We start from the raw sequence: 19,259 nt of genomic DNA on the forward strand, positions 1-19,259 counted from the left end.
CTCACACGCCGGGCGGCAGGCGGCGGCGATCGCCGGGACGGCTCGTCTAGAGTCTGGCCATGACCAAGTGGGAATACATGACGGCGCCCCTGCTCGTGCACGCCACCAAGCAGATCCTGGACAACTTCGGCGAGGACGGCTGGGAGCTCGTCCAGGTCGTGCCCGGCCCCAACCCGGAGCAGCTGGTGGCCTACTTCAAGCGGGAGAAGAACGCATGAGCCGGGTCGAGTCGAAGCTCGCCGAGCTGGGCCTGACCCTGCCGCCGGTGGCCGCCCCGGTCGCCGCCTACGTGCCGGCCGTGCGGTCCGGTGAGTTCGTGTTCACCTCCGGCCAGCTGCCGGTCGTCGGCGGCAAGCTGGTGAGCACCGGCAAGGTCGGCGCCGAGGTGTCCCCGGAGGAGGCCAAGGAGCTCGCGCAGACCTGCGCGCTGAACGCCCTGGCCGCCGTGAAGTCGGTGATCGGCGACCTGGACCTGATCGAGCAGGTCGTGAAGGTCGTCGGCTTCGTCGCCTCCGCCCCCGACTTCATCGGCCAGCCCGCCGTGATCAACGGTGCCAGCGAGCTGCTCGGCACGGTGCTGGGCGAGGCCGGTGTGCACGCCCGCAGCGCGGTCGGCGTCGCGGTGCTGCCGCTGGACGCCCCGGTCGAGGTCGAGATCCAGGTGCGCGTCAAGAGCGCCTGAACCCGAGTGTGATCGCGAAGGCGGGGTCGGGCCTGTCCAACCCCGCCTTCGTGCGCTTAGCATCCGGGCATGGACCATCGAGCAACGACGCTCCCGATGCCGCCCGGCTGGCCCGCCCGGATCCGGGCGGTCGACTCCGGCCTGCTCACCCCGGCGGTGGCCAGACCCGCTGCGACGGTCGTGCTGCTGCGCGACGGCGCCGACGGGCCGGAGGCCTACCTGCTGCGCCGCCGCACCTCGATGGCCTTCGCGGCCGGGATGTACGCCTACCCGGGCGGCGGGGTCGACCCTCGGGACGCCGAGGTCGAGACCGGCTGGGCCGGGCCGTCGCCCGAGGAGTGGGCGCAGCGGCTCGGCGTGGACGCCCGGACGGCGCGGGCGGTGGTCTGCGCGGCCGTGCGCGAGACCTTCGAGGAGGCCGGCGTGCTGCTGGCCGGGCCGGACGCGGACAGCGTCGCCGCGCCGCGCGACTGGTCCGCGGAGCGGGCCGCGCTGGAGGCGCACGAGCTGTCCTTCGCGGAGTTCCTGCGGGACCACGGCCTGGTGCTGCGCAGTGACCTGCTGGGCGGCTGGGCCCGCTGGATCACCCCCGAGTTCGAGGAGCGGCGCTACGACACCTGGTTCTTCGTCGCCGCCCTGCCGACCGGTCAGCGAGCGGCGCTGGAGGTCGGCGAGGCCGACCGGGTCGCCTGGCTGACGCCCGCCGAGGCGGTCCGGGGCTACGGGGAGGGCCGGTTCGGCATGCTGCCGCCGACCGTGACGGTGCTGCGCGAGCTGTCGTCGGTGCGCACCGCCGCCGAGGCACTGGCTGCGGCCGCCGACCGGGTGCTGGAGCCGGTGCTGGGCCGGGCCGAGGTCCGCGGCGACCGGATGACGGTCCGCTGGCCCGGGTACGACGAACTGACCATCGACGGGGAGTTTCCCGCGGAGGGATCCTGACTCCACCGCCTCGCCCCACGACGATGCCGACCAGACCAGAGAGGACCGACGACCGATGGACCACAACGACGTGGCACGCCGGACGGCCCGCGAGCTGCCCGCCCGCCGAGTGACCCCCCGTTCCACCGGCTGTGACAGCCCGGTCCCGTTCGTCGAGGTCGCCCAGCGCGCCCTCGTCCGGGTCCTGCCGCTGCGGGCCCTGCATCGCGTGGCAGAGGGCGGCCGGTGAACGACCGGAGCGGGCGGAGCGAGCGAATCATCGAGAGGTGCGCATGAGCGGCTTCCTGCCGGGTGACCCCGCCGCCGAGGTCGGCGGCGAGGCCACTGCCCGGGCGCTGTGCGTGCTGGCGCCGAACCCGTCGCCGATGACGCTGGACGGCACCAACACCTGGCTGCTCTCCGAGCCCGGCTCGGACCTCGCGGTGGTGATCGACCCGGGCCCGCTGCACGAGGGCCACCTGCGCCGGGTGCTCGACCTCGCGGAGGAGCGCGGCAAGCGGATCGCGCTCACCCTGCTGACCCACGGCCACGCCGACCACTCCGAGGGCGCGGCCCGGTTCGCCGAGCTGACCGGCACCGAGGTGCGGGCCCTGGACCCGGCGCACCGGCTGGGCTCCGAGGGTCTGGTGGGCGGCCAGCGGCTGGACATCGGCGGCCTCGACCTTCGGGTGGTCGCTACCCCCGGGCACACCTCGGACTCGCTGACCTTCCACCTGCCGGACGACGGCGCGGTCCTCACCGGGGACACCGTGCTGGGCCGCGGCACCACGATGGTCGCCCACCCGGACGGCCGGCTCGGGGACTACCTGGACTCGCTGCGCCACCTGCACACGATGGCCTCCGCGCACGGCGTGCGGACGGTGCTGCCCGGCCACGGCCCGGTGCTCGCGGACGCGCTCGGCGCCGTCGACTACTACCTGGCGCACCGGGCCACCCGGCTCGCCCAGGTGGAGACCGCGGTCGAGGCGGGCTGCAAGACCGCCGCCGACGTGGTCGCCCGGGTCTACGCCGACGTGGACCGGGCGCTCTGGCCGGCCGCCGAGCTGTCGGTGCGGGCCCAGCTGGAGTACCTGGAGGAGCACGGGCTCATCCCGGAGCAGGGCTGATCCTGAGCTGAGCAGAGCTGATCCTGAACTGAGCTGATCCTGAACTGAGCTGATCCTGAACTGAGCTGATCCTGAACTGAGCTGAGCCGGAGCCGCGTCGGCTGCGCCGATCCGGTGACGCCGAAGGGCCCGTCCGATCCGGACGGGCCCTTCGCGGTGCTCTGAGCGTCAGCGCGAGCGCCGGGACAGCCGCTCGACGTCCAGCAGGACCACCGCGCGTGCCTCCAGCTTCAGCCAGCCGCGGCCGGCGAAGTCGGCGAGCGCCTTGTTGACCGTCTCGCGGGAGGCGCCGACCAGCTGGGCCAGCTCCTCCTGGGTGAGGTCGTGGGCGACGTGGATGCCCTCCTCGGACTGCACGCCGAAGCGGCGGGAGAGGTCCAGCAGGGCCTTGGCGACGCGGCCGGGCACGTCGGAGAAGACCAGGTCGGACATCACGTCGTTGGTCCGGCGCAGACGGCGGGCGATGGCCCGCAGCAGCGCGATGGAGACCTCGGGGCGGGCGTGCAGCCAGGGCTGCAGGTCGCCGTGGCCGAGGCCGAGCAGCTTGACCTCGGTCAGCGCGCTGGCGGTGGCGGTGCGCGGGCCCGGGTCGAACAGCGACAGCTCGCCGATCATCTCGCTGGGGCCGAGCACGGCCAGCATGTTCTCGCGGCCGTCCGGCGAGGCGCGGTGCAGCTTGACCTTGCCCTCGGCGACGACGTACAGCCGGTCGCCCGGGTCGCCCTCGTGGAACAGCGACTCACCACGGGCGAGGGTGACCTCGGTCATGGAAGCGCGCAGCTCGCCGGCCTGTTCGTCGTCGAGTGCCGCGAAGAGTGCGGCGCGCCGCAGAACGTCGTCCACGTGCTTCCTCCTTCTCGGCCGTCCGGCGGGTGGGCCGTCCGGCGCAAGTTCCGTTCAGTGTTCTGCATCACCAAGCATGGCGCATGTCGCTCCGATCATATGAGGAGGGGGTGTGTCCGGGTGTGCCGTGCGGGGCCATTCGTACCGGCGGGTCACGGGGCGGGGCGCCCGGAGGCCGTCCCGTGGTCGAACTCCTGTCCGTCCGAATCGAACAGGGAGTCGCCCACCGAGGTGCGGGCGGAGAGGACGGCGTGCCCGGCCCGGTGGGCGCTGGTCAGGCCGGCCGCGCGCAGGGCGGTGAGGTGCTGGGAGACGGCGGCCGGGGACAGCCCGGTCCGGCGGGCCAGCTCGGTGGTCGAGGCCGGGGAGCCCAGTTCGGCCAGCAGCCGGGCCCGGGACCGGCCGAGGACACCGGCCAGCGCGTCGGTGCGCGCCGCCGAGCCCGGCCGCTCCTCCCAGAGCGCGGCCGTGCCGCGCGCCGGGTAGACCAGCTGCGGCGGATCCGGCGGCAGCACCCGGGTGAGCACCCGCGGCCAGGCGAAGGCCGAGGGCACCAGCAGCAGCCCGGCTGCGGCGTTCAGCCGGTTCACCGCGCAGTGCCGCTGCTCCAGCCGCAGCGCGGTGCCGTCCCAGCGGACCGTCTCGTGCAGCTCGTCCAGCATCCGCGCGCTGCCGTGCTCGGCGGCCTGCCGGGAGCGGTGGAAGACGTCCGCAGCCAGCAACGCGCTGATCCGGGCCCAGTACGGGGCGAGCGCCAGCTCCCAGTACGCCTCGATCTCGGCGGCCAGCCGGGGCAGCTGGCCGACCGGGTCGCGGTGCAGCGGTTCCAGGGCGGCGGGCAGCCGGCCGCCGGCCTCGGCGGCCAGGATGTCGAGGTCGGCCCGGACCTGCCCGGGGCCGGTCGCGGTGATCGCGACCAGCTCCTCGGCGAGCCTGGTCGTGCAACCCGCGGGGGCGGGGTTGAGGAAGTCGGGCAGGTGGCCCTCGGGCGGGACCATCGCGGCCAGCCGGCCCCGGTCCAGCCCGGCGGCGGCCAGCCGTTCGCCCACCTGCCCGGCCCAGCGGCGGTGCAGCGCCGGGACGGGGGAGCGGGCGAGGGCCCGCAGGCTGGTCACCACCTCCTGCATCGGGCTGACCGCGAACCGGGTCAGTGCCAAGTCCTGGGCGGAGAAGTGGAACTCCGTCCGCATCCGCGGCCCCCTTCGGAAGATTCGGCCCCAGCTTAATCACTGGTGACGGGCCCGGAGCGGGGCACAGGATGCCTGCGTCCCCACCGATCCGCACGAAAGCCGGTGACCCACCATGTCCACCACCCCCGAGGCCCGCGACCGGGCGCTGCGACTGCGCGAACTCCTCGCCGAGGGCGTGCTCGTCCTGCCCAACGCCTGGGACGCGGGCAGCGCCGCGGTGATCGCCTCGGCCGGTGCCCGGGCCGTCGCCACCACCAGCGGCGGCGTCTCCTGGTCGCTCGGGCACGGCGACGGCGAGCGGCTGGACCGGGCCGCGGCGGTCGCGGCGGCCCGCCGGGTCGTCGCCGCGGTGGACCTGCCGGTCACCGTCGACGCCGAGGGCGGCTACGGGCCGCTGCCCGCCGACGTGGCCGCGACCGTCACCGAACTGGTCCGCGCGGGCGTGGTCGGGGTCAACCTGGAGGACTCGACGGCCGTCGGCGGGCCGTTGTACCCGGTGGCCGCGCAGGCCGAGCGGCTGCGCGCGGCCCGGACGGCGGCCGAGGCCGCCGGACTGCCCGAGCTGCTGGTCAACGCCCGGACCGACGTCTTCCTGTTCGGACTGGGCGGGCTCGACGACGTGCTGGCCCGGGCCGAGGCCTACGCCGAGGCGGGCGCCGACGGCCTGTTCGTCCCCGGGCTGCTGGACCTCGACGCCCTCACCGAGCTGTGCCGGCGCTCCCCGCTGCCGGTGAACGCGATGGCCGGGCCGGGCGGGCCGACCGTCGCCGAGCTGGCCGCCGCCGGGGTGCGGCGGATCAGCGTCGGCACCGGCCTGGCCCAGGCCGCGTACACCGCGGCCCACCGGGCCGCCGTCGAACTGCTCGGCGCCGGGACGTACACCGAGCTCGACGGGGCGCTCGGCTTCGGCGAGTTGAACGGGCTGTACTGAGCCCGAGCCCGCTCAGCTCTCGCCGGGCCGCAGCTCTCGCCGGGGCCGCAGCCCGTTCAGCTCGGGCCGCAGCTCTCGCCGGGCCTCAGCCCTCGAAGCCCAGCTCGGCGAGGCTCTGCTCGATCCGGGCGCGGTGGGCGGCCTCCCAGTCGTCCAGGGTCTCGGCGGCCTCCGCGGCCAGCTTGGCCCGGGCCGCCTCCAGGGCCGCGGTCCGCTCGGCGGCGGGCACCACCACGACGCCCTCCTCGTCGGCCACCACGATGTCGCCGGGCGCCACCAGCACGCCGCCGCAGCGCACCGGGGTGCCGTGGGCGCCCAGCCGCTTCTTCGCGCCGGGGATCGGGAGGACGCCCCGGGCGACCACCGGGAAGCCCATCCGGCGCACCTCGGCGAGGTCCCGGATCAGGCCGTCGGCCACGAAGGCGGCGACGCCCCGGCGCTGGGCCACCGCGCAGACGTTGCCGCCGGCCAGCGCGTAGTCCAGGTCGCCGGACTCCACCACGATCACCGAGCCGGGCTCGGCCCGGTAGATCGCGGCGTGCAGCATCAGGTTGTCGCCGGGCGGGCACTGCACGGTGAAGGCCGGTCCGGCCACCCGGGGCATGCCCGCCCAGAGCGGGCGCAGCCCGGTGTCCATCACCTGGGCGCGGCCCAGGACGTCGGCCAGGGTGGTGGTGGGAATGTCCGCGAAGTCCTTGAAGTCCCCGTCCATGCTTCCTCTTTCCTCGATCGTCAGACGATCGGAAGACTAGAACGGGCCGTCGAACGGGCCGTCGAACGGGGCCGCACGGGCTTCCGTCCGTCCCGCGCACCGGACGGTCTCAGGCGTAGAACTTCAGCAGCTCCGGCACCAGGGCCTCGGCCGCCACCTCGTGGGTCTGGTCGGGCAGCGTCCGGTAGTCGGAGCCCGGCACGGCCTCGGCCACCGCGCGGGACGGCGCCCGCAGCAGCTCCGGGCTGGCGCCGCCGTCCAGGACCAGGGTGGGTACGGCGATCGTGGCCAGCAGGTCGGCCGGCACGGTCGCGCCGGTCCGCGCGCCGAGCGCCGCCGCGTCGTACGCCAGGGTCGGCGCGACCGCCTCGAACACCGGCCACACCGGGGCCGAGCGCATCCCCTCCACCATCTCCCCGGGCATCCCGACGAAGGTCATGAAGGCCGCGACGGCGTCCCCGCGCCGCCCCTCGGCGAGCGCCGCCGCCAGCTCGTCGGCGTACCCGACGAAGCGCTCGCGCTGGACCTCCTCGGTGCTGAACGGCGGCTCGTAGACGGCGAGTCGGGTCATCCCGACGCCCGCGGCGGCGGCCCGCAGGGCGAGCGCGGCGCCCGAGGAGATGGCGAACACGGCGGCCGAACCGCCGGCCGCGGCGATGACGGCGGCCAGGTCCTCGATCTCGCGCTCGACGGCGAACGGCGCGGTGTCCCCGCTGCCGCCGCGGCCGCGCCGGTCGTAGGCCCACACGGTGTGGTGGGCGGAGAGCTGCTCGGCGACCGCGACGCCCGGGTCGAAGCCGCGGTGCCCGATCGCCCCGTCCACCAGGACGACGGCCGGACCGGAGCCGGTGACGGTGCAGGCGAGGGTGGTGCCGTCGGCGGAGACCACGGTGCTCATGGGGGGGCTTCCTTCTGTCGTGCGAGTCGGTCATGGGGGTAGACCGGAGGGCGCCGCAGAACTCATCGCTCCGGCCGGAAATTTCTTCGAGGAGTTCCGGGCGGGGGGTCGTGAGGCCGTCTCGGGGATAGATGTTTCACGAGTAAATTACCTGCTAATCTTTTTTCATGGCCACAACCGCCCAGTTCCGGCAGGCGCTCCGGGTCGGCCCGCCCGGGGACAGCTGGCACAAGCCCGCGCTCAGCGCCGTGGTGACCCTCGGCACCCTCAACCTCACCCTGCTCGTCCTCGGCCGGCTCGACCTCGCCCTCTACACCTCGGCCGGCGGCCTCGGCGCGCTGTACGGACACGGCCTGCCCTACCGGGCCCGGGCGCGCACCCTGGCCGGTGTCCTGCTCGGCACCGTGCTCAGCACGGCCGCCGCCCTCACCGCCGCCGCGCTGACCCGCGACGCCGTGCTGCTGGTCGCGGTCGCGGCCGCGCTCGCGGCCCTGCACCGGCTCGGCTGCGACGCCGCCCGGGTCGGCCCGCCCGGCAGCCTGATCATCACCTTCACCACCGCCAGCTGCGCCTTCGTCCCGCAACGTCCCGCCGACCTCCCGCCGCACCTGGCGCTCACCGTGCTCGGCGCCGCACTGGCCTGGCTGGTCTGCATGGCCCCCGCGCTGCTGCGCCCCTACGGGCCGGAGCGGATCGCCACCGCCCGGGCGCTGGAGGCCGCCGCCCGGCTGGCGCGCACCGGGTCGGGGGCCTCGGACGCCACCGCCCGCACCGCCCTGGTCGGCGCGGTCGACGCGGCCCGGCGCAGCCTCGCGCTGTCCTCCCCGGCCCGCCGACGTGCCCTCGGCGACGCACCCGAGCGGCTGCTCGTCCACGCCGAGGTCGCCCTGGCCACGCCGACCACCCGGGCCGCCGATCCGGCCGCCGCCTCGGCCGCCGATCCGGCCGCCGCCGAGCGGTACGCCGACTGGGCCCGCGACCTGCGCCGGGGCCGCCCGCTGCCGCTGCTCGACCTCACCGGGGCGGAGGCCGCCGAACTGTGCGCCCGCCGCCCCGACCCCCGGCCGTCCCCGAGTCGGGCGCTGCGGCCCGGCTCGGCGCTGCTGCCGATCGCCCTGCGGGTCGCGGTCGGCTGCGCCGCCGCCGGGTGGCTCTCGCTGGCGCTCGGCGTCGGCCGGCCGTACTGGGCGGTGGTCACCGCGGCCTCGGTGTTCCAGGCCAACAGCACCCTCTCCTGGCAGCGCGCGCTGCAGCGGGTGCTCGGCAACCTGCTCGGGCTGGCGCTGTTCACCGCCGCCCTGCCGGTCGCCCACTCCGGCCCGGTGGCGCTGATCGTGCTGGGACTGCTGTGCCAGTTCGGCGCCGAGGCGACGATCGCCCGCAGCTACTGGCTGGCCACCGTCTTCGTCACCCCGATGGCGCTGATGATGACCGAGTTCGCCGGCCGGCAGCCCGCCGCGACCCTGGTCGCCGACCGCTGGCTGGACACCTGCGTGGGCGCGCTCACCGGCCTCGCCGCCTGCCTGCTGGTCACCAACCGCCGCACCGCCACCCGGCTGTCCCACGCCCTGGCCGGGGCCGAGACCGCCACCCGGGCGGCCCGGGCCGCCGTCGCGGCCGTCGGCTCCGAGGCCGCGGCCACCGCCGCAGCCGCCCGGACCGGGCTGGCCGCCGCCCTGCTGGAACTGCGCGAGGCCGCCGACACCGCCACCGGCGAGTGGCGCCGCCCCGCCCTCCCGCACCAGCGCGCCGCCGACACCGAGCAGCACGGCCACCACCTGCTGGCCGCCCTGCTCGCACGGCGGGGCGCCGGGGCCGGCGCCGTCCAGGTCCCGGAAGCGAGGCCCGGAAGGAAGGGCCGGGGCGCGCTCTAGGATCGACGGACGGTCGGTCGGTCGCGGAACGGGAGCAGCGCACGTGGAGGACGTCGTCGCAGGTGTGCTGCGCCAGTGGGAGCAGGCCTACCCGGGCCTGGACACCGGCCCGATCGCCGTCCTCGGCCGGATCAACCGCTGCGCCGCACTGCTCCAGCAGACCCCCGACCCGCTCACCCGGGCCGGCCTCACCCGCGCCGAGTTCGACATCCTCGGCGCCCTGCGCCGGGTCGACCGCGAGCTGACCCCCACCCAACTCGCCCGCGAGAGCTTCGCCTCGGGCGCCGCCGTCACCAAGCGCCTGCGCCTGCTGGAGGAGCGCGCCCTGGTCAGCCGCCGCCCCGACGACCGGGACCGCCGGGTCGCCCACCTCTCCCTCACCGACGCCGGCCGCGGCCTGGTCGACGGCCTGATCCAGGAACTCGTGGCCTACGACCGCGCCCTGCTCTCCGGCCTCACCCCGGACGAGCAGGCCAGGCTCGCCGAGGCCTTGGCCGGCCTGCTCAACACCCTGGAGGGCACCATCGGCCGCCCGCTGCGGTGAACACCCGGCCATCGGACCCTGCCGCAGGACGGTCGTGTCCTCGGCCGGCAGGACCCTGATCCTCCGTTCTGCCCGGGCCGGACCGTCGCCCATGACACAACGGCCGCCCCGGCAGGCCCCTTTTCCCTCCTTGATCGGCCCCAAGCGGTCCGCCGCCCGGCGTAGCCTTCGTGCATGGCAGAGAGCAAGGTCCGGAAGGCGGCGGCGTCGAAGCCGGTCGCGAAGAAGGCGGCGGTGAAGCCGAGGAAGCCGGAGTCGCACCTGGCGATGGTGCGGCGGGCCCGGCGGATCAACCGTGAGCTGGCGGAGCTGTACCCGTACGCCCACCCGGAGCTGGACTTCGAGAACCCGTTCCAACTGCTGGTGGCCACCGTGCTGTCGGCGCAGACCACCGACCTGCGGGTGAACCAGACCACCCCGGCGCTGTTCGCGAAGTACCCGACGCCCGAGGACATGGCGGCGGCGAACCCGGAGGAGCTGGAGGAGATCATCCGCCCGACCGGCTTCTTCCGGAACAAGGCGAAGTCGCTGATCGGCCTCTCGACCGCGCTGCGCGACGAGTTCGGCGGCGAGGTCCCGGGCCGGCTGGCCGACCTGGTGACCCTGCCCGGGGTCGGCCGCAAGACCGCCAACGTCGTGCTCGGCAACGCCTTCGGAGTCCCCGGCATCACGGTGGACACCCACTTCGGCCGGCTGGCCCGCCGGTTCGGCTGGACCACCGAGGACGACCCGGTGAAGGTCGAGCTGGCCGTCGCCGAGATCTTCCCGAAGTCGGAGTGGACGATGCTCTCGCACCGGGTGGTCTTCCACGGCCGCCGGATCTGCCACTCCCAGAAGCCCGCCTGCGGGGCCTGCCCGATCGCGCCGCTCTGCCCCGCCTACGGGGAGGGCGAGCTGGACCCGGAGAAGGCCCGCAAGCTGCTCAAGTACGAGATGGGCGGCCAGCCCGGCCAGCGGCTGAAGCCGCCGTCGGACTTCCCCGGCGAGGCCGCCGCCCGCGCCGACGCGGCCGCCCACCAGGGGCGGGTCGCCGACCAGGGGGTGGAAGCGTGATCGCCGGTGCCATCGAACGGAACGACCTGCCGGGCTGGCTGGAGCCGGTCCGGGACGCGGCCGAGCGGGTGCTGCCGGAACAGCTGAGCCGCTTCCTGCCGCCGCGCGAGGGCGGCCGGGCGGCGGCCGTGCTGATGCTGTTCGGCGAGGGCCCGGACGGGCCGGACCTGCTGCTGATCGAGCGGGCCCGCTCGCTGCGCTCGCACGCCGGCCAGCCGTCCTTCCCGGGCGGCGCGCTGGACCCGGAGGACGGCGACCCGGACGGCCCCGGCCCGGTCGCGGCGGCGCTGCGCGAGGCCTGGGAGGAGACCGGCCTGGACCCGGCCGGGGTGCAGGTCTTCGCCGCGCTGCCCCGGCTGTACATCCCGGTGAGCCACTTCGTGGTGACCCCGGTGCTGGGCTGGTGGCGCGAGGAGTCGCCGGTGCGCCCGGTGGACCGGGGCGAGACCGGCGCGGTGTTCCGGGTGACGATCGCCGACCTCGCCGACCCGGCGAACCGGGTCCGGCTGCGCCACCCGTCCGGGCACGTCGGGCCGGCCTTCGCGGTCGCCGGGCGGCTGGTCTGGGGGTTCACCGCCGGGGTGATCGACCGGGTGCTGCACCACAGCGGGCTGGAGCGGCCGTGGGACCCGTCCCGGGTCGTCGACCTCTCGGACGACGCGCTGGCGCTGGTCCAGGGCGACCTCGAACACTCCCGGGCCCTGCCGGGCGGAGACGTCGAAGGCTCGTGACGGACCGTCGGCGCGGCACGGTCGCGAAGCGTGGGAGGGTGTCGGAGTGAACGTGCTGGATGTGCTGCTGGTCCTCGCCGCGGTCGGGTTCGCCATTTCGGGCTACCGGCAGGGCTTCGTGGTGGGCGTCCTGTCGCTCGTCGGCTTCCTCGGCGGCGGCCTGCTGGCCGTCCAGCTGCTGCCGCTGCTGCTCGACCACCTCAGCCCCGGCACCACGGCCTCGGTGGTGGCCGTCGTGGTGGTGATCGTCTGCGCCGCGATCGGCCAGGCGGTCACCGCGCACTACGGCTGGAAGCTGCGCGGCCACATCGACCGCCGTCCGGCCCGGGTGCTGGACGCGTCCGGCGGCGCGGTGGTCAACGTGATCTCGATGCTGTTGGTCGCCTGGCTGATCGGCTCCGCGCTGGCCGGCACGTCCCTGCCGACGGTCTCCAAGCAGGTCCGCTCCTCGGCGATCCTCGGCGGCGTCCAGGAGGCGTTGCCCGGTGACGCGCCGAACTGGTTCTCCGACTTCTCCAAGGTGCTCGCCCGCAACGGCTTCCCGCAGGTCTTCAACCCCTTCGAGCACGAGCCGATCACCCAGGTCGACAGCCCCGACCCGGCCCTGGCCAACAGCCCGGCGGTGGCCAGGGCGCGGCAGAGCCTGGTCAAGGTGGTCGGCACCGCGCCCTCCTGCGGCAAGATGCTGGAGGGCAGCGGCTTCGTCTTCGCCCCGCACCGGGTGATGACCAACGCCCACGTGGTCGGCGGCGTCGACGAGCCGACCGTGCAGATCGGCGGCGTCGGCCAGCTGTACGACGCCACGGTGGTCCGCTACGACTGGCAGCGCGACATCGCCGTCCTGGACGTGCCCAAGCTGAACGCGCCCCCGCTGACCTTCGCGGGCGAGGCGAAGACCAACGACAGCGCGATCGTCGCGGGCTTCCCCGAGAACGGCGCCTTCAACGTCCAGCCCGCCCGCATCCGCGGCCGGATCCAGGCCAACGGCCCGGACATCTACCACCGCGGCCAGGTGGTGCGCGACGTCTACTCGGTGCGCTCGCTGGTCCGCCAGGGCAACAGCGGCGGGCCGCTGCTCACCCCGGACGGGCAGGTGTACGGCGTGGTGTTCGCCAAGTCGCTGGACAGCGCCGACACCGGGTACGTGCTGACCTCGGCCGAGGTGCGCGAGGACGCGACGGCGGGCAGTACCGCGAGCGGCCGGGCGGACACCCAGGGCTGCGCGCTCTGACCATCCGGGGCCGGAGGCGGCCGGTGGTCCGGCCGTGGTTCTGTCCCGGGGCGGGCCCGGGTACGGCGTGCCGCCGGTGCGGCATCCGTCGCACCGTCAGTCCGCCCTGGTAGCCTCGGCCGCGCTCACCCGTTCGGCTCAACCGGGTTGCCGTCCCGGAGTGAGTCAACGGGAGGTCGTGGTAGTCCGATGATGGGTCATTCGCACGCGGTGAGCGGGGCGATGCTGTACGCGGCCTCGGCCCCGTTCCTGCCCCCGCTGCTGCTGCACACCACGCTGCAGCCGGCCGACATACTGATGGGCACGGTGCTGTGCGCGGGCGCGGCGCTGCTGCCGGACCTCGACCACCACGACGGTTCGATCGCCAACTTCCTCGGCCCGCTCTCCAAGGCGCTCTGCCGCTTCGTGGCCTGGGCTTCGGGCGGGCACCGGCACGCCACCCACTCGCTGCTGTTCGTCGCGCTGATGGGCGGCGGCACCTGGGCCGGCGTCACCTTCCTGGGCCGCTACTTCACCCTCACGGTGACGTTCTTCCTGCTGGCACTGGCGATCAAGGCGCTGCGGCTCTGCCCGCCGAGCAACGGCCCGGAGGCGTGGATCACCGTCATCGGCCTGGCCGCGCTCGGCACCTTCGGGATGAACACCTGGATGCCCAACGCGCCCGGCTGGCTGCCGTACGCGGTCGGGCTGGGCACCCTGGCGCACCTGTTGGGCGACTGCCTGACCAAGAAGGGCGCGCCGCTGCTGTGGCCGCACAAGGAGCGCTACGAGATCGTGCTGATCAAGCGCAGCGGCAACAACGTCGAGACCAAGGTGCTGGTGCCGATCATGTCGGTGGCGACCTTCGTCCTGCTCTGGTTCACCGCGCTGTCACCGCAGATCGTGAACTGACCGGGCGTCCCACGGCCTTCGTACCTCTCTGGTGCGGCCGCCGTACGTCCGGCTGACGCGGCGCGAGACCTCAGGTCTCGCGCCGCAGTCGTGCGCCCACCCACCGGGCGCGCCGGCCCAGGATGCGTGGGATGCCCATCTGCCGTTGCGCCCCGCGCTGGCGGCGGTCGAGGCCCTCGATGCCGAGGTCCTCCGCCCAGTCCGGGAGGTGTGCGGGGCGCTGGGGGCTGTTGTGGCGTCGGCCGCGCGGGGCGTCGCCGCGATCGGGCATCCAGGTCATACCGGAATGGATGCCCCTGGGCCGGTGGGAGTAACCGCCCGGGTTCGCCGAAAAATGGCCCATGCGCATGTCATATGAGCGCAACATCAAGGGAGTTGGGACTTCCGGCTCCTTCCGGGAGCCCCGGGCAGGGCCCTCCGGCCGTCACTCCTTGTGGCGACCGACCCAGTCCAGCAGCTCCGCGGTGAACTCCTCCGGAGCCTCCTCGTGCGGGAAGTGCCCGACCCCCGGCAGCAGCCGCCAGCGGTACGGCGCCGCGACGTACTCGCCCCCGCCCAGCGCCGTGTGCGACAGCAGTACCGGGTCCGCGGCGCCCTGGACGTGCAGGGTCGGTGCGGTGATCGGCTTCTTCATCCGGCGGGCGAACTGGATGCCGTCCGGACGCGCCATCGAGCGCAGCAGCCAGCGGTAGGGCTCGATCGAGCAGTGCGCGGTGCTGGGGATCTGGATCGCCTGCCGGTACGCGTGCACCGCCGCCTCGTCAAGCTTGGTCGGCCCGGTCCACTCGTCCAGGTAGCGGCCCACCAGCGCCGCGTCGTCGGCGACCAGTCGGCGTTCCGGTATCCACGGCCGCTGGAAGCCCAGCACGTGATCGAAGGCGGCGATCTGCTTGCGGTCCGTCAGCAGCGCCCGGCGCAGGTCCCGGGGGTGGGCCGCGGAGACCGCGGTGAGGCTCTGGATCACCGACGGGCGCATCACCGCCGCCACCCAGGCCAGGGTGCCGCCGGAGGCGTGGCCCACCAGGTGCGCCCGCTGCTCGCCGAGCGAGCGGATCACCCCGGTGATGTCCAGGGCGAGGTTGCCCGGGTCGTAGCCGCGCGGGGTGCGGTCGCTGCCGCCGATGCCGCGCAGGTCCAGCGCCACGGCGCGGTAGCCGGCCGAGGCCAGCGCGGTCAGCTGGTGGCGCCAGGCCCACCAGTACTCGGGCCAGCCGTGCACCAGCAGCACCAGCGGGCCCGAGCCCAGCTCGGTGATGTGGAAGCGGGCGCCGTTGGCCGCCAGGTCGCGGTGCCGCCACGGGCCGGGCTGCCGGATGCTCCACGCCTCGGTCGCGGCGCCGCCGGTACCGCCGTCAGCACCGCCGCGGGCACCGCTGTCGGCACCGTCGTCGGACCGTCCGGGGACGGTGGCGCCCTCGGCGGCCTCCGGGCCGGAGTCGGGGCCGGAGGCGGCGGACGGCTGCGCGGGAGCGGGCTTCTGGTCGAGCGGCATACCGAGAGCGTGTCACATCCGTGCGAAGGACACGTGCCCGGCACTCGCCGTCGGCGGGTCCGGGCACGTAGGTGCAGGTCGGGTTACGGGATGCGGCCCAGGCCCCGGTCGATCTCCTCCTGGGTGGCCGGTCGAGGCCGGGCGTTCTTCAGCACCTCGGCGGTCTTCTGGGCACCCTCGATGGCGCGCTCCGGCTTCTGGATCTTCTTGAACGAGCGGTAGGCCAGCACCCCGAGCAGGAAGGCCAGCACCAGGTAGGCGCCCGCCACGATGAGGAAGGACCAGCCGAGCGACAGACCCAGCGCGTGGATGCCGAACGCCGCCGCGGCGCTCAGCATCGGCACCGAGAACAGTGCCACGGTGGCGGCGACCAGGATCGAGACCCCGCCGGTCACACCGCGCTTGACGTCCTTGCGGATCTCGGCCTTGGCGAGCGCGATCTCGTCGTGGACGAGTGCGCTCAGGTCGGCGGTGGCCGCCGCGAACAGCTGCCCCACCGAACGCTCGCCCTCGTAGGGCGCCCGGCCGTTGCTGGACGGGTCTGCGGCTCCTGCGGGCATCAGCGGTTCTCCTCTGCGGCTGTTGCGGCGTGACGCCGTCGCGGTGCGCGGTTTCCGGGGCCGGTGGGGGGTCCGGAGGCGTCAGTGGTGTGTCGACAGCTCAGAATCATGCCCCTACCGGTCAGTCGGACACCACTCCGGGGCCCCGCCGGAGGGACGTGTCCGGCTTCGGAAGGCCCCTGCGGGCCTCCGCCGCGCTCCTCGGAGGGGGCTCCGCGCTCCTCGGCGGGGCTCAGCGGGCCGTGCCGGGCCCCTCACCCGGCACGGAGCGGGGCGCCTCGGCGGCCGCCGGCGCGTCGCCGGTGCGGGCCCGCCAGGCCGGGTCGTCCTGCTGGTAGACGTCCGGGATGCCGTCGCCGTCCTCGTCCCGGTCCTCCTCCTCGCACAGGGCTCGGTAGTGCCGGTTGCGGAGCTTGAGCAGCACGGTGGCGACCACTGCGCAGAGCAGCGAGCCGACCAGGACGGCCGTCTTGGCGCGGTCGGCCAGCGTGAGGTCGTTCGGGAAGGCCAGCTCGCTGATCAGCAGCGAGACGGTGAAGCCGATCCCGGCGAGCACCGCGACGGCGAACAGGTCGGCCCACTTGAGCTGGGGGTTCAGCTCGGCCCGGGTGAACCGGGCGGCCAGCCAGGTGCCGCCGAATATGCCGACCGTCTTGCCGACCAGCAGGCCGATCACGATGCCGAGCGGGGTGGCCTGGGTGAAGACCTCGCGCAGTGCCGGGCCGGAGATCGTCACCCCGGCCGCGAACAGCGCGAACACCGGGACGGCCAGTCCGGCCGAGAGCGGGCGGACCAGGTGCTCGATGTGCTCGCCGGGGGAGTGCTTCTCGTCGCCCTCCCGGTGACAGCGCAGCATCAGGCCCATCGCGACGCCCGCGACCGTGGCGTGGATGCCGCTCTCGTGCATCAGCGCCCAGACCACGACGGCCAGCGGTACGAACAGGTACCAGCCCTTCACCCCGCGCCGGTGCAGGAACCAGAACAGCACCAGGCCGGCGAAGGCCAGGCCGAGCGCCCAGAACTTGATCCCGGAGCTGTAGAAGACCGCGATGATCAGGATCGCGATCAGGTCGTCGACCACGGCCAGGGTGAGCAGGAAGGCGCGCAGCGCCGAGGGCAGGTGGCTGCCGACCACGGCCAGCACGCCGAGGGCGAAGGCGATGTCGGTGGCGGTCGGGATGGCCCAGCCGCCGGGGTGACCGCCGCTGCCGGAGTTGACCAGGGCGAACAGGACCGCGGGCAGGGCGACACCGCACACGGCGGCGATCACCGGCAGCAGCGCGGCGGCCGGGGTGCGCAGCTCGCCCGCGACGAACTCGCGCTTGAGCTCGATGCCGGCCACGAAGAAGAAGATCGTCAGCAGGCCGTCCTTGGCCCAGTCGGCCAGGGTGAGGTCGAGGTGGAGCGGGGTGGAGGGGCCGATCTTGAAGTCGAGCATGCTCTCGTACGCGTTCGGCCAGACGTTGGCCCAGACCAGCGCGACCACGGCGGCGGCCAGCAGCAGCATGCCGCCGACCGTCTCGGTGCGCAGCGCGTCGGTGATGAAGGTGCGCTCGGGCAGTGACAGCCGGCCGAGGAACTGCCGGCGGCGGGTCGTCGGCTCGTGAGCGGGCGGCTGGTCGGTCACGGGGGACCTCCTGGGGCTGGGAGCGGCAACGGATGCACGAGTGGTGCAGTTGCCGACCAGACTTCCCGGCGCGCCCTGTGACGCCCGCGAATCCCGTCAAGGATCTTGATGCGTCCTTAACAGTCTAAGGGACGTTCAGGTGACATCCGGATTGTCCTAGTAAAGGACTTAAGCCCTGCGGGCCGGTTCTGCACCCCCGAGGAGCAGTGGACCGGTACCCGAACGGCCCAGGCCGAGTGCAGTCGGGTGAACGGCTCCCTAAGGTCGGTCGCAGGCGCCCGCCCGCTCCGGGCCGGTGCGCACACCCCTTCCTTTCCCCGTAGTTCCTGCTGGAGGCACGACCATGCCCGGTGGTGGCACAACCCTGCCCCAACCGCCCCTCTTACCCGGTGAGCCCGCCCCGCCAGGCGCGCCTGCCTTGCCCGGCGCGCCTGCCCTGCTTGGTGAGCCCGGCGACGCCGAGGACGTTCCGGCCGACCTCGACCGGCTGCTCCGCCCGCTGTTCCGCTCCGCGGGGCCGGACGGCGGCGTCGCCGTCGTGGTGATCCGCGGCGAGGAGCGGACGGTCGCCTGCCGGGGGCAGTCCGACCACCCCGGCCGGCACCCGGTCCGGGCCGACACCCGCTTCGAGCTCGGCTCCGTGACCAAGACCTTCACCGGACTGCTGCTCGCCGAGATGGCCGCCCGCGGCGAGGTCAGGTACGACGACCCGATCGACCGCTACCTCCCCGCGAACGCCGTCCCCGGCTATCCGCACGAGCGGCCGATCACCCTGCTCCACCTGGCCACCCACACCTCGGGCCTGCCCCGGCTGCCGGTCGGCCTGCGGCCGGCCGCGGCACCCCGGTGGTTCACCCGCCCGTGCGCCACCTTCGGGTCGACGCACCTGCTTGGGGCACTGCCGCGGACCCCCGTCCGGGGAACCCCGGGCACCCAGGTGCGCTACTCCAACCTCGGCTGCGGACTGCTCGGACTGCTGCTGGCCAACGCGGCCGGGCAGCGCTACGACGACCTGCTGGCCGCCCGGGTGTGCGGGCCGCTCGGCCTGGTGGACACCTCCTGCGGCCCCGGCCGGGAGGACGTCGGCGGGTACCGGCGCGGCGGCCGGGTGCCGTCCTTCCGGCTGCCCGCCCTGCCCGGCGCCTCGGCAGTGCGCTCCACCGCGGACGACATGCTCCGCTACCTCCAGGCGCACCTCTCGCTGGATGCCGTGCCGCTGCCCGAGCGGGCCGATCCGGCGGTGCTGCGGACGGCGCTCGCAGAGGTCCGTCGGCCCAGGGTGGGGCGGCGCCGGGGCGGCACCCGGCTCTGCCTGGGCTGGAACCAGCGGGGGGTCGGTGGTGATGTGGGCGGGCCCGGCGACGATGGTGCGGTCGGCGCGGCGGGGGAGCCGGCCGAGGGGGAGGGCGCCGTGGAGCTGGTGTTCCAAGCCGGGTCGACCCGGGGGTTCAGCGCCTTCGTCGGGTTCAGCCCGCGGGCCCAGGTCGGGCTGGCGGTGCTGGCCGGAGCGTGGTCGGGGGTGCGCGTCCTGCGCGACCGGGGCTTCGTCCAGGGCGCGTACGAGACCCTGCGGACCCTGGCCGCCCAGCGCGGGACGGCGGCCGGTTCGGCGGCGGGCCCGGCGGCTGGTTCGGTAGTCGATCCGGTAGTCGGTCCGGCGGCGGCAGCGGGGTGATCCCCTCGCGGGCCCGACGACCGGGCCCCGGGCGGTGATCACCGCCCGGGGCCCGGCCACTGCTCAAGCGAGCGCGCTCGATCGTCGGCCGCCGGTGCTGCCTGCGGCCGTCAGCGCCTCGTTCAGCCGTTGCTGCCGTGCGGCGGCAGCTGGGCCTGGATCTGGCTCATCACCGAGCTGTCGGCGAGGGTGGTGGTGTCGCCGACTTCGCGGCCTTCGGCGATGTCGCGCAGCAGGCGGCGCATGATCTTGCCGGAGCGGGTCTTGGGGAGTTCGCCGA

Annotated in this window: 21 protein-coding genes; 13 read left to right on the forward strand and 8 right to left on the reverse strand. The window is 74.6% G+C overall.

Annotated elements, in window-relative coordinates; genetic code table 11:
* The first annotated feature begins 59 nt into the window (after positions 1 to 59).
* From sp36 to ABTY61_RS19850, 5 genes are all read left to right on the forward strand, one after another.
* Positions 60 to 218 carry a Sp36 family protein gene (sp36, locus tag ABTY61_RS19830; protein ID WP_094743074.1) on the forward strand — a complete coding sequence of 53 codons (159 nt, stop codon included), beginning with the start codon at positions 60 to 62 and terminating at the stop codon, positions 216 to 218.
* Positions 215 to 682, forward strand: coding sequence for a RidA family protein (locus tag ABTY61_RS19835; RefSeq protein WP_350506306.1), 468 nt, complete (start codon positions 215 to 217; stop codon positions 680 to 682). Before sp36 ends, ABTY61_RS19835 begins: the two co-directional genes overlap by 4 nt.
* 69 nt (positions 683 to 751) lie before the next feature.
* Positions 752 to 1,621 (forward strand): NUDIX hydrolase, encoded by an 870-nt coding sequence (locus tag ABTY61_RS19840; protein ID WP_350506307.1) that lies wholly within the window; start codon positions 752 to 754, stop codon positions 1,619 to 1,621.
* Positions 1,622 to 1,676: 55 nt separating this feature from the next.
* On the forward strand, positions 1,677 to 1,850 hold the full coding sequence (locus ABTY61_RS19845; RefSeq protein ID WP_350506308.1) for a hypothetical protein: 174 nt from the start codon (positions 1,677 to 1,679) through the stop codon (positions 1,848 to 1,850).
* Between the two features lie 43 nt (positions 1,851 to 1,893).
* Complete coding sequence (locus ABTY61_RS19850; RefSeq protein ID WP_350506309.1) at positions 1,894 to 2,727, forward strand: MBL fold metallo-hydrolase; 834 nt, start codon at positions 1,894 to 1,896, stop codon at positions 2,725 to 2,727.
* 168 nt (positions 2,728 to 2,895) lie between these two features.
* Here ABTY61_RS19850 and ABTY61_RS19855 read toward each other — a convergent pair whose 3' ends face one another.
* Positions 2,896 to 3,570 (reverse strand): Crp/Fnr family transcriptional regulator, encoded by a 675-nt coding sequence (locus ABTY61_RS19855; protein ID WP_030288117.1) that lies wholly within the window; start codon positions 3,568 to 3,570, stop codon positions 2,896 to 2,898.
* Between the two features lie 152 nt (positions 3,571 to 3,722).
* A complete protein-coding gene (locus ABTY61_RS19860) occupies positions 3,723 to 4,760 on the reverse strand; it encodes an ArsR/SmtB family transcription factor (RefSeq protein ID WP_350506310.1) in 1,038 nt (345 codons plus the stop codon).
* A gap of 112 nt (positions 4,761 to 4,872) precedes the next feature.
* Between ABTY61_RS19860 and ABTY61_RS19865 the strand changes: the two genes are divergently transcribed.
* Positions 4,873 to 5,691, forward strand: a complete 819-nt coding sequence (locus ABTY61_RS19865) for an isocitrate lyase/PEP mutase family protein (protein ID WP_350506311.1) — start codon at positions 4,873 to 4,875, stop codon at positions 5,689 to 5,691.
* A gap of 85 nt (positions 5,692 to 5,776) precedes the next feature.
* Here ABTY61_RS19865 and ABTY61_RS19870 read toward each other — a convergent pair whose 3' ends face one another.
* Both ABTY61_RS19870 and ABTY61_RS19875 read right to left on the reverse strand, forming a co-directional pair.
* Positions 5,777 to 6,403: an RraA family protein gene (locus ABTY61_RS19870; RefSeq protein WP_350506312.1), complete on the reverse strand. Its 627-nt coding sequence runs from the start codon at positions 6,401 to 6,403 to the stop codon at positions 5,777 to 5,779.
* Positions 6,404 to 6,512: 109 nt separating this feature from the next.
* Positions 6,513 to 7,301 (reverse strand): alpha/beta fold hydrolase, encoded by a 789-nt coding sequence (locus ABTY61_RS19875; RefSeq protein ID WP_350506313.1) that lies wholly within the window; start codon positions 7,299 to 7,301, stop codon positions 6,513 to 6,515.
* 167 nt (positions 7,302 to 7,468) lie between these two features.
* On the opposite strand from ABTY61_RS19875, the gene ABTY61_RS19880 reads away from it, so the two are divergent.
* The 6 genes from ABTY61_RS19880 (at position 7,469) to ABTY61_RS19905 (ending at position 13,625) form a co-directional block, all read left to right on the forward strand.
* A complete protein-coding gene (locus ABTY61_RS19880) occupies positions 7,469 to 9,175 on the forward strand; it encodes an FUSC family protein (RefSeq protein ID WP_350506314.1) in 1,707 nt (568 codons plus the stop codon).
* Positions 9,176 to 9,218: 43 nt separating this feature from the next.
* Entirely contained in the window at positions 9,219 to 9,719 is a 501-nt protein-coding gene (locus ABTY61_RS19885; protein WP_502895374.1) for a MarR family winged helix-turn-helix transcriptional regulator, read from the forward strand.
* A gap of 174 nt (positions 9,720 to 9,893) precedes the next feature.
* Positions 9,894 to 10,772 (forward strand): endonuclease III, encoded by an 879-nt coding sequence (nth, locus tag ABTY61_RS19890; RefSeq protein ID WP_350506315.1) that lies wholly within the window; start codon positions 9,894 to 9,896, stop codon positions 10,770 to 10,772.
* Positions 10,769 to 11,503, forward strand: a complete 735-nt coding sequence (locus ABTY61_RS19895) for an NUDIX hydrolase (protein WP_350506316.1) — start codon at positions 10,769 to 10,771, stop codon at positions 11,501 to 11,503. Before nth ends, ABTY61_RS19895 begins: the two co-directional genes overlap by 4 nt.
* Before the next feature lie 46 nt (positions 11,504 to 11,549).
* Entirely contained in the window at positions 11,550 to 12,734 is a 1,185-nt protein-coding gene (locus ABTY61_RS19900; RefSeq protein ID WP_350506317.1) for a MarP family serine protease, read from the forward strand.
* A 189-nt stretch (positions 12,735 to 12,923) separates the two neighbouring features.
* Positions 12,924 to 13,625, forward strand: a complete 702-nt coding sequence (locus tag ABTY61_RS19905; RefSeq protein ID WP_350506318.1) for a metal-dependent hydrolase — start codon at positions 12,924 to 12,926, stop codon at positions 13,623 to 13,625.
* Between the two features lie 70 nt (positions 13,626 to 13,695).
* Here the strand turns inward: ABTY61_RS19905 and ABTY61_RS19910 are convergent, their stop codons facing one another.
* The 4 genes from ABTY61_RS19910 to nhaA all read right to left on the reverse strand — a co-directional run bounded on the left by ABTY61_RS19910 (position 13,696) and on the right by nhaA (position 17,304).
* Positions 13,696 to 13,905, reverse strand: coding sequence for a hypothetical protein (locus ABTY61_RS19910; RefSeq protein ID WP_350506319.1), 210 nt, complete (start codon positions 13,903 to 13,905; stop codon positions 13,696 to 13,698).
* Positions 13,906 to 14,049: 144 nt separating this feature from the next.
* Positions 14,050 to 15,117, reverse strand: coding sequence for an alpha/beta fold hydrolase (locus ABTY61_RS19915; RefSeq protein WP_350506320.1), 1,068 nt, complete (start codon positions 15,115 to 15,117; stop codon positions 14,050 to 14,052).
* An 83-nt stretch (positions 15,118 to 15,200) separates the two neighbouring features.
* Positions 15,201 to 15,677 (reverse strand): phage holin family protein, encoded by a 477-nt coding sequence (locus tag ABTY61_RS19920; RefSeq protein ID WP_350506321.1) that lies wholly within the window; start codon positions 15,675 to 15,677, stop codon positions 15,201 to 15,203.
* Between the two features lie 232 nt (positions 15,678 to 15,909).
* Complete coding sequence (nhaA, locus tag ABTY61_RS19925) at positions 15,910 to 17,304, reverse strand: Na+/H+ antiporter NhaA (RefSeq protein ID WP_350506322.1); 1,395 nt, start codon at positions 17,302 to 17,304, stop codon at positions 15,910 to 15,912.
* Positions 17,305 to 17,722: 418 nt separating this feature from the next.
* Here nhaA and ABTY61_RS19930 point away from each other — a divergent pair, with 418 nt between their 5' ends.
* Positions 17,723 to 18,979, forward strand: a complete 1,257-nt coding sequence (locus ABTY61_RS19930; RefSeq protein WP_350506323.1) for a serine hydrolase domain-containing protein — start codon at positions 17,723 to 17,725, stop codon at positions 18,977 to 18,979.
* Positions 18,980 to 19,259 lie beyond the last annotated feature (280 nt).

Source organism: Kitasatospora sp. NPDC096128, from assembly GCF_040303105.1.
In the GTDB taxonomy this organism is placed as follows: Bacteria; Actinomycetota; Actinomycetes; order Streptomycetales; family Streptomycetaceae; genus Kitasatospora.

What these genes read in the sequence shown, in the direction of transcription:
- ABTY61_RS19920 (WP_350506321.1), bottom strand. Translation starts at nt 15,677, where the DNA reads ATGCCCGCAGGAGCCGCAGACCCGTCCAGCAACGGCCGGGCGCCCTAC.
- ABTY61_RS19845 (WP_350506308.1), top strand. Translation starts at nt 1,677, where the DNA reads ATGGACCACAACGACGTGGCACGCCGGACGGCCCGCGAGCTGCCCGCC.
- ABTY61_RS19865 (WP_350506311.1), top strand. Translation starts at nt 4,873, where the DNA reads ATGTCCACCACCCCCGAGGCCCGCGACCGGGCGCTGCGACTGCGCGAA.
- ABTY61_RS19860 (WP_350506310.1), bottom strand. Translation starts at nt 4,760, where the DNA reads ATGCGGACGGAGTTCCACTTCTCCGCCCAGGACTTGGCACTGACCCGG.
- ABTY61_RS19835 (WP_350506306.1), top strand. Translation starts at nt 215, where the DNA reads ATGAGCCGGGTCGAGTCGAAGCTCGCCGAGCTGGGCCTGACCCTGCCG.
- ABTY61_RS19910 (WP_350506319.1), bottom strand. Translation starts at nt 13,905, where the DNA reads ATGACCTGGATGCCCGATCGCGGCGACGCCCCGCGCGGCCGACGCCAC.
- ABTY61_RS19915 (WP_350506320.1), bottom strand. Translation starts at nt 15,117, where the DNA reads ATGCCGCTCGACCAGAAGCCCGCTCCCGCGCAGCCGTCCGCCGCCTCC.
- ABTY61_RS19840 (WP_350506307.1), top strand. Translation starts at nt 752, where the DNA reads ATGGACCATCGAGCAACGACGCTCCCGATGCCGCCCGGCTGGCCCGCC.
- sp36 (WP_094743074.1), top strand. Translation starts at nt 60, where the DNA reads ATGACCAAGTGGGAATACATGACGGCGCCCCTGCTCGTGCACGCCACC.
- ABTY61_RS19850 (WP_350506309.1), top strand. Translation starts at nt 1,894, where the DNA reads ATGAGCGGCTTCCTGCCGGGTGACCCCGCCGCCGAGGTCGGCGGCGAG.
- nth (WP_350506315.1), top strand. Translation starts at nt 9,894, where the DNA reads ATGGCAGAGAGCAAGGTCCGGAAGGCGGCGGCGTCGAAGCCGGTCGCG.
- ABTY61_RS19880 (WP_350506314.1), top strand. Translation starts at nt 7,469, where the DNA reads ATGGCCACAACCGCCCAGTTCCGGCAGGCGCTCCGGGTCGGCCCGCCC.
- ABTY61_RS19905 (WP_350506318.1), top strand. Translation starts at nt 12,924, where the DNA reads ATGATGGGTCATTCGCACGCGGTGAGCGGGGCGATGCTGTACGCGGCC.
- ABTY61_RS19870 (WP_350506312.1), bottom strand. Translation starts at nt 6,403, where the DNA reads ATGGACGGGGACTTCAAGGACTTCGCGGACATTCCCACCACCACCCTG.
- ABTY61_RS19875 (WP_350506313.1), bottom strand. Translation starts at nt 7,301, where the DNA reads ATGAGCACCGTGGTCTCCGCCGACGGCACCACCCTCGCCTGCACCGTC.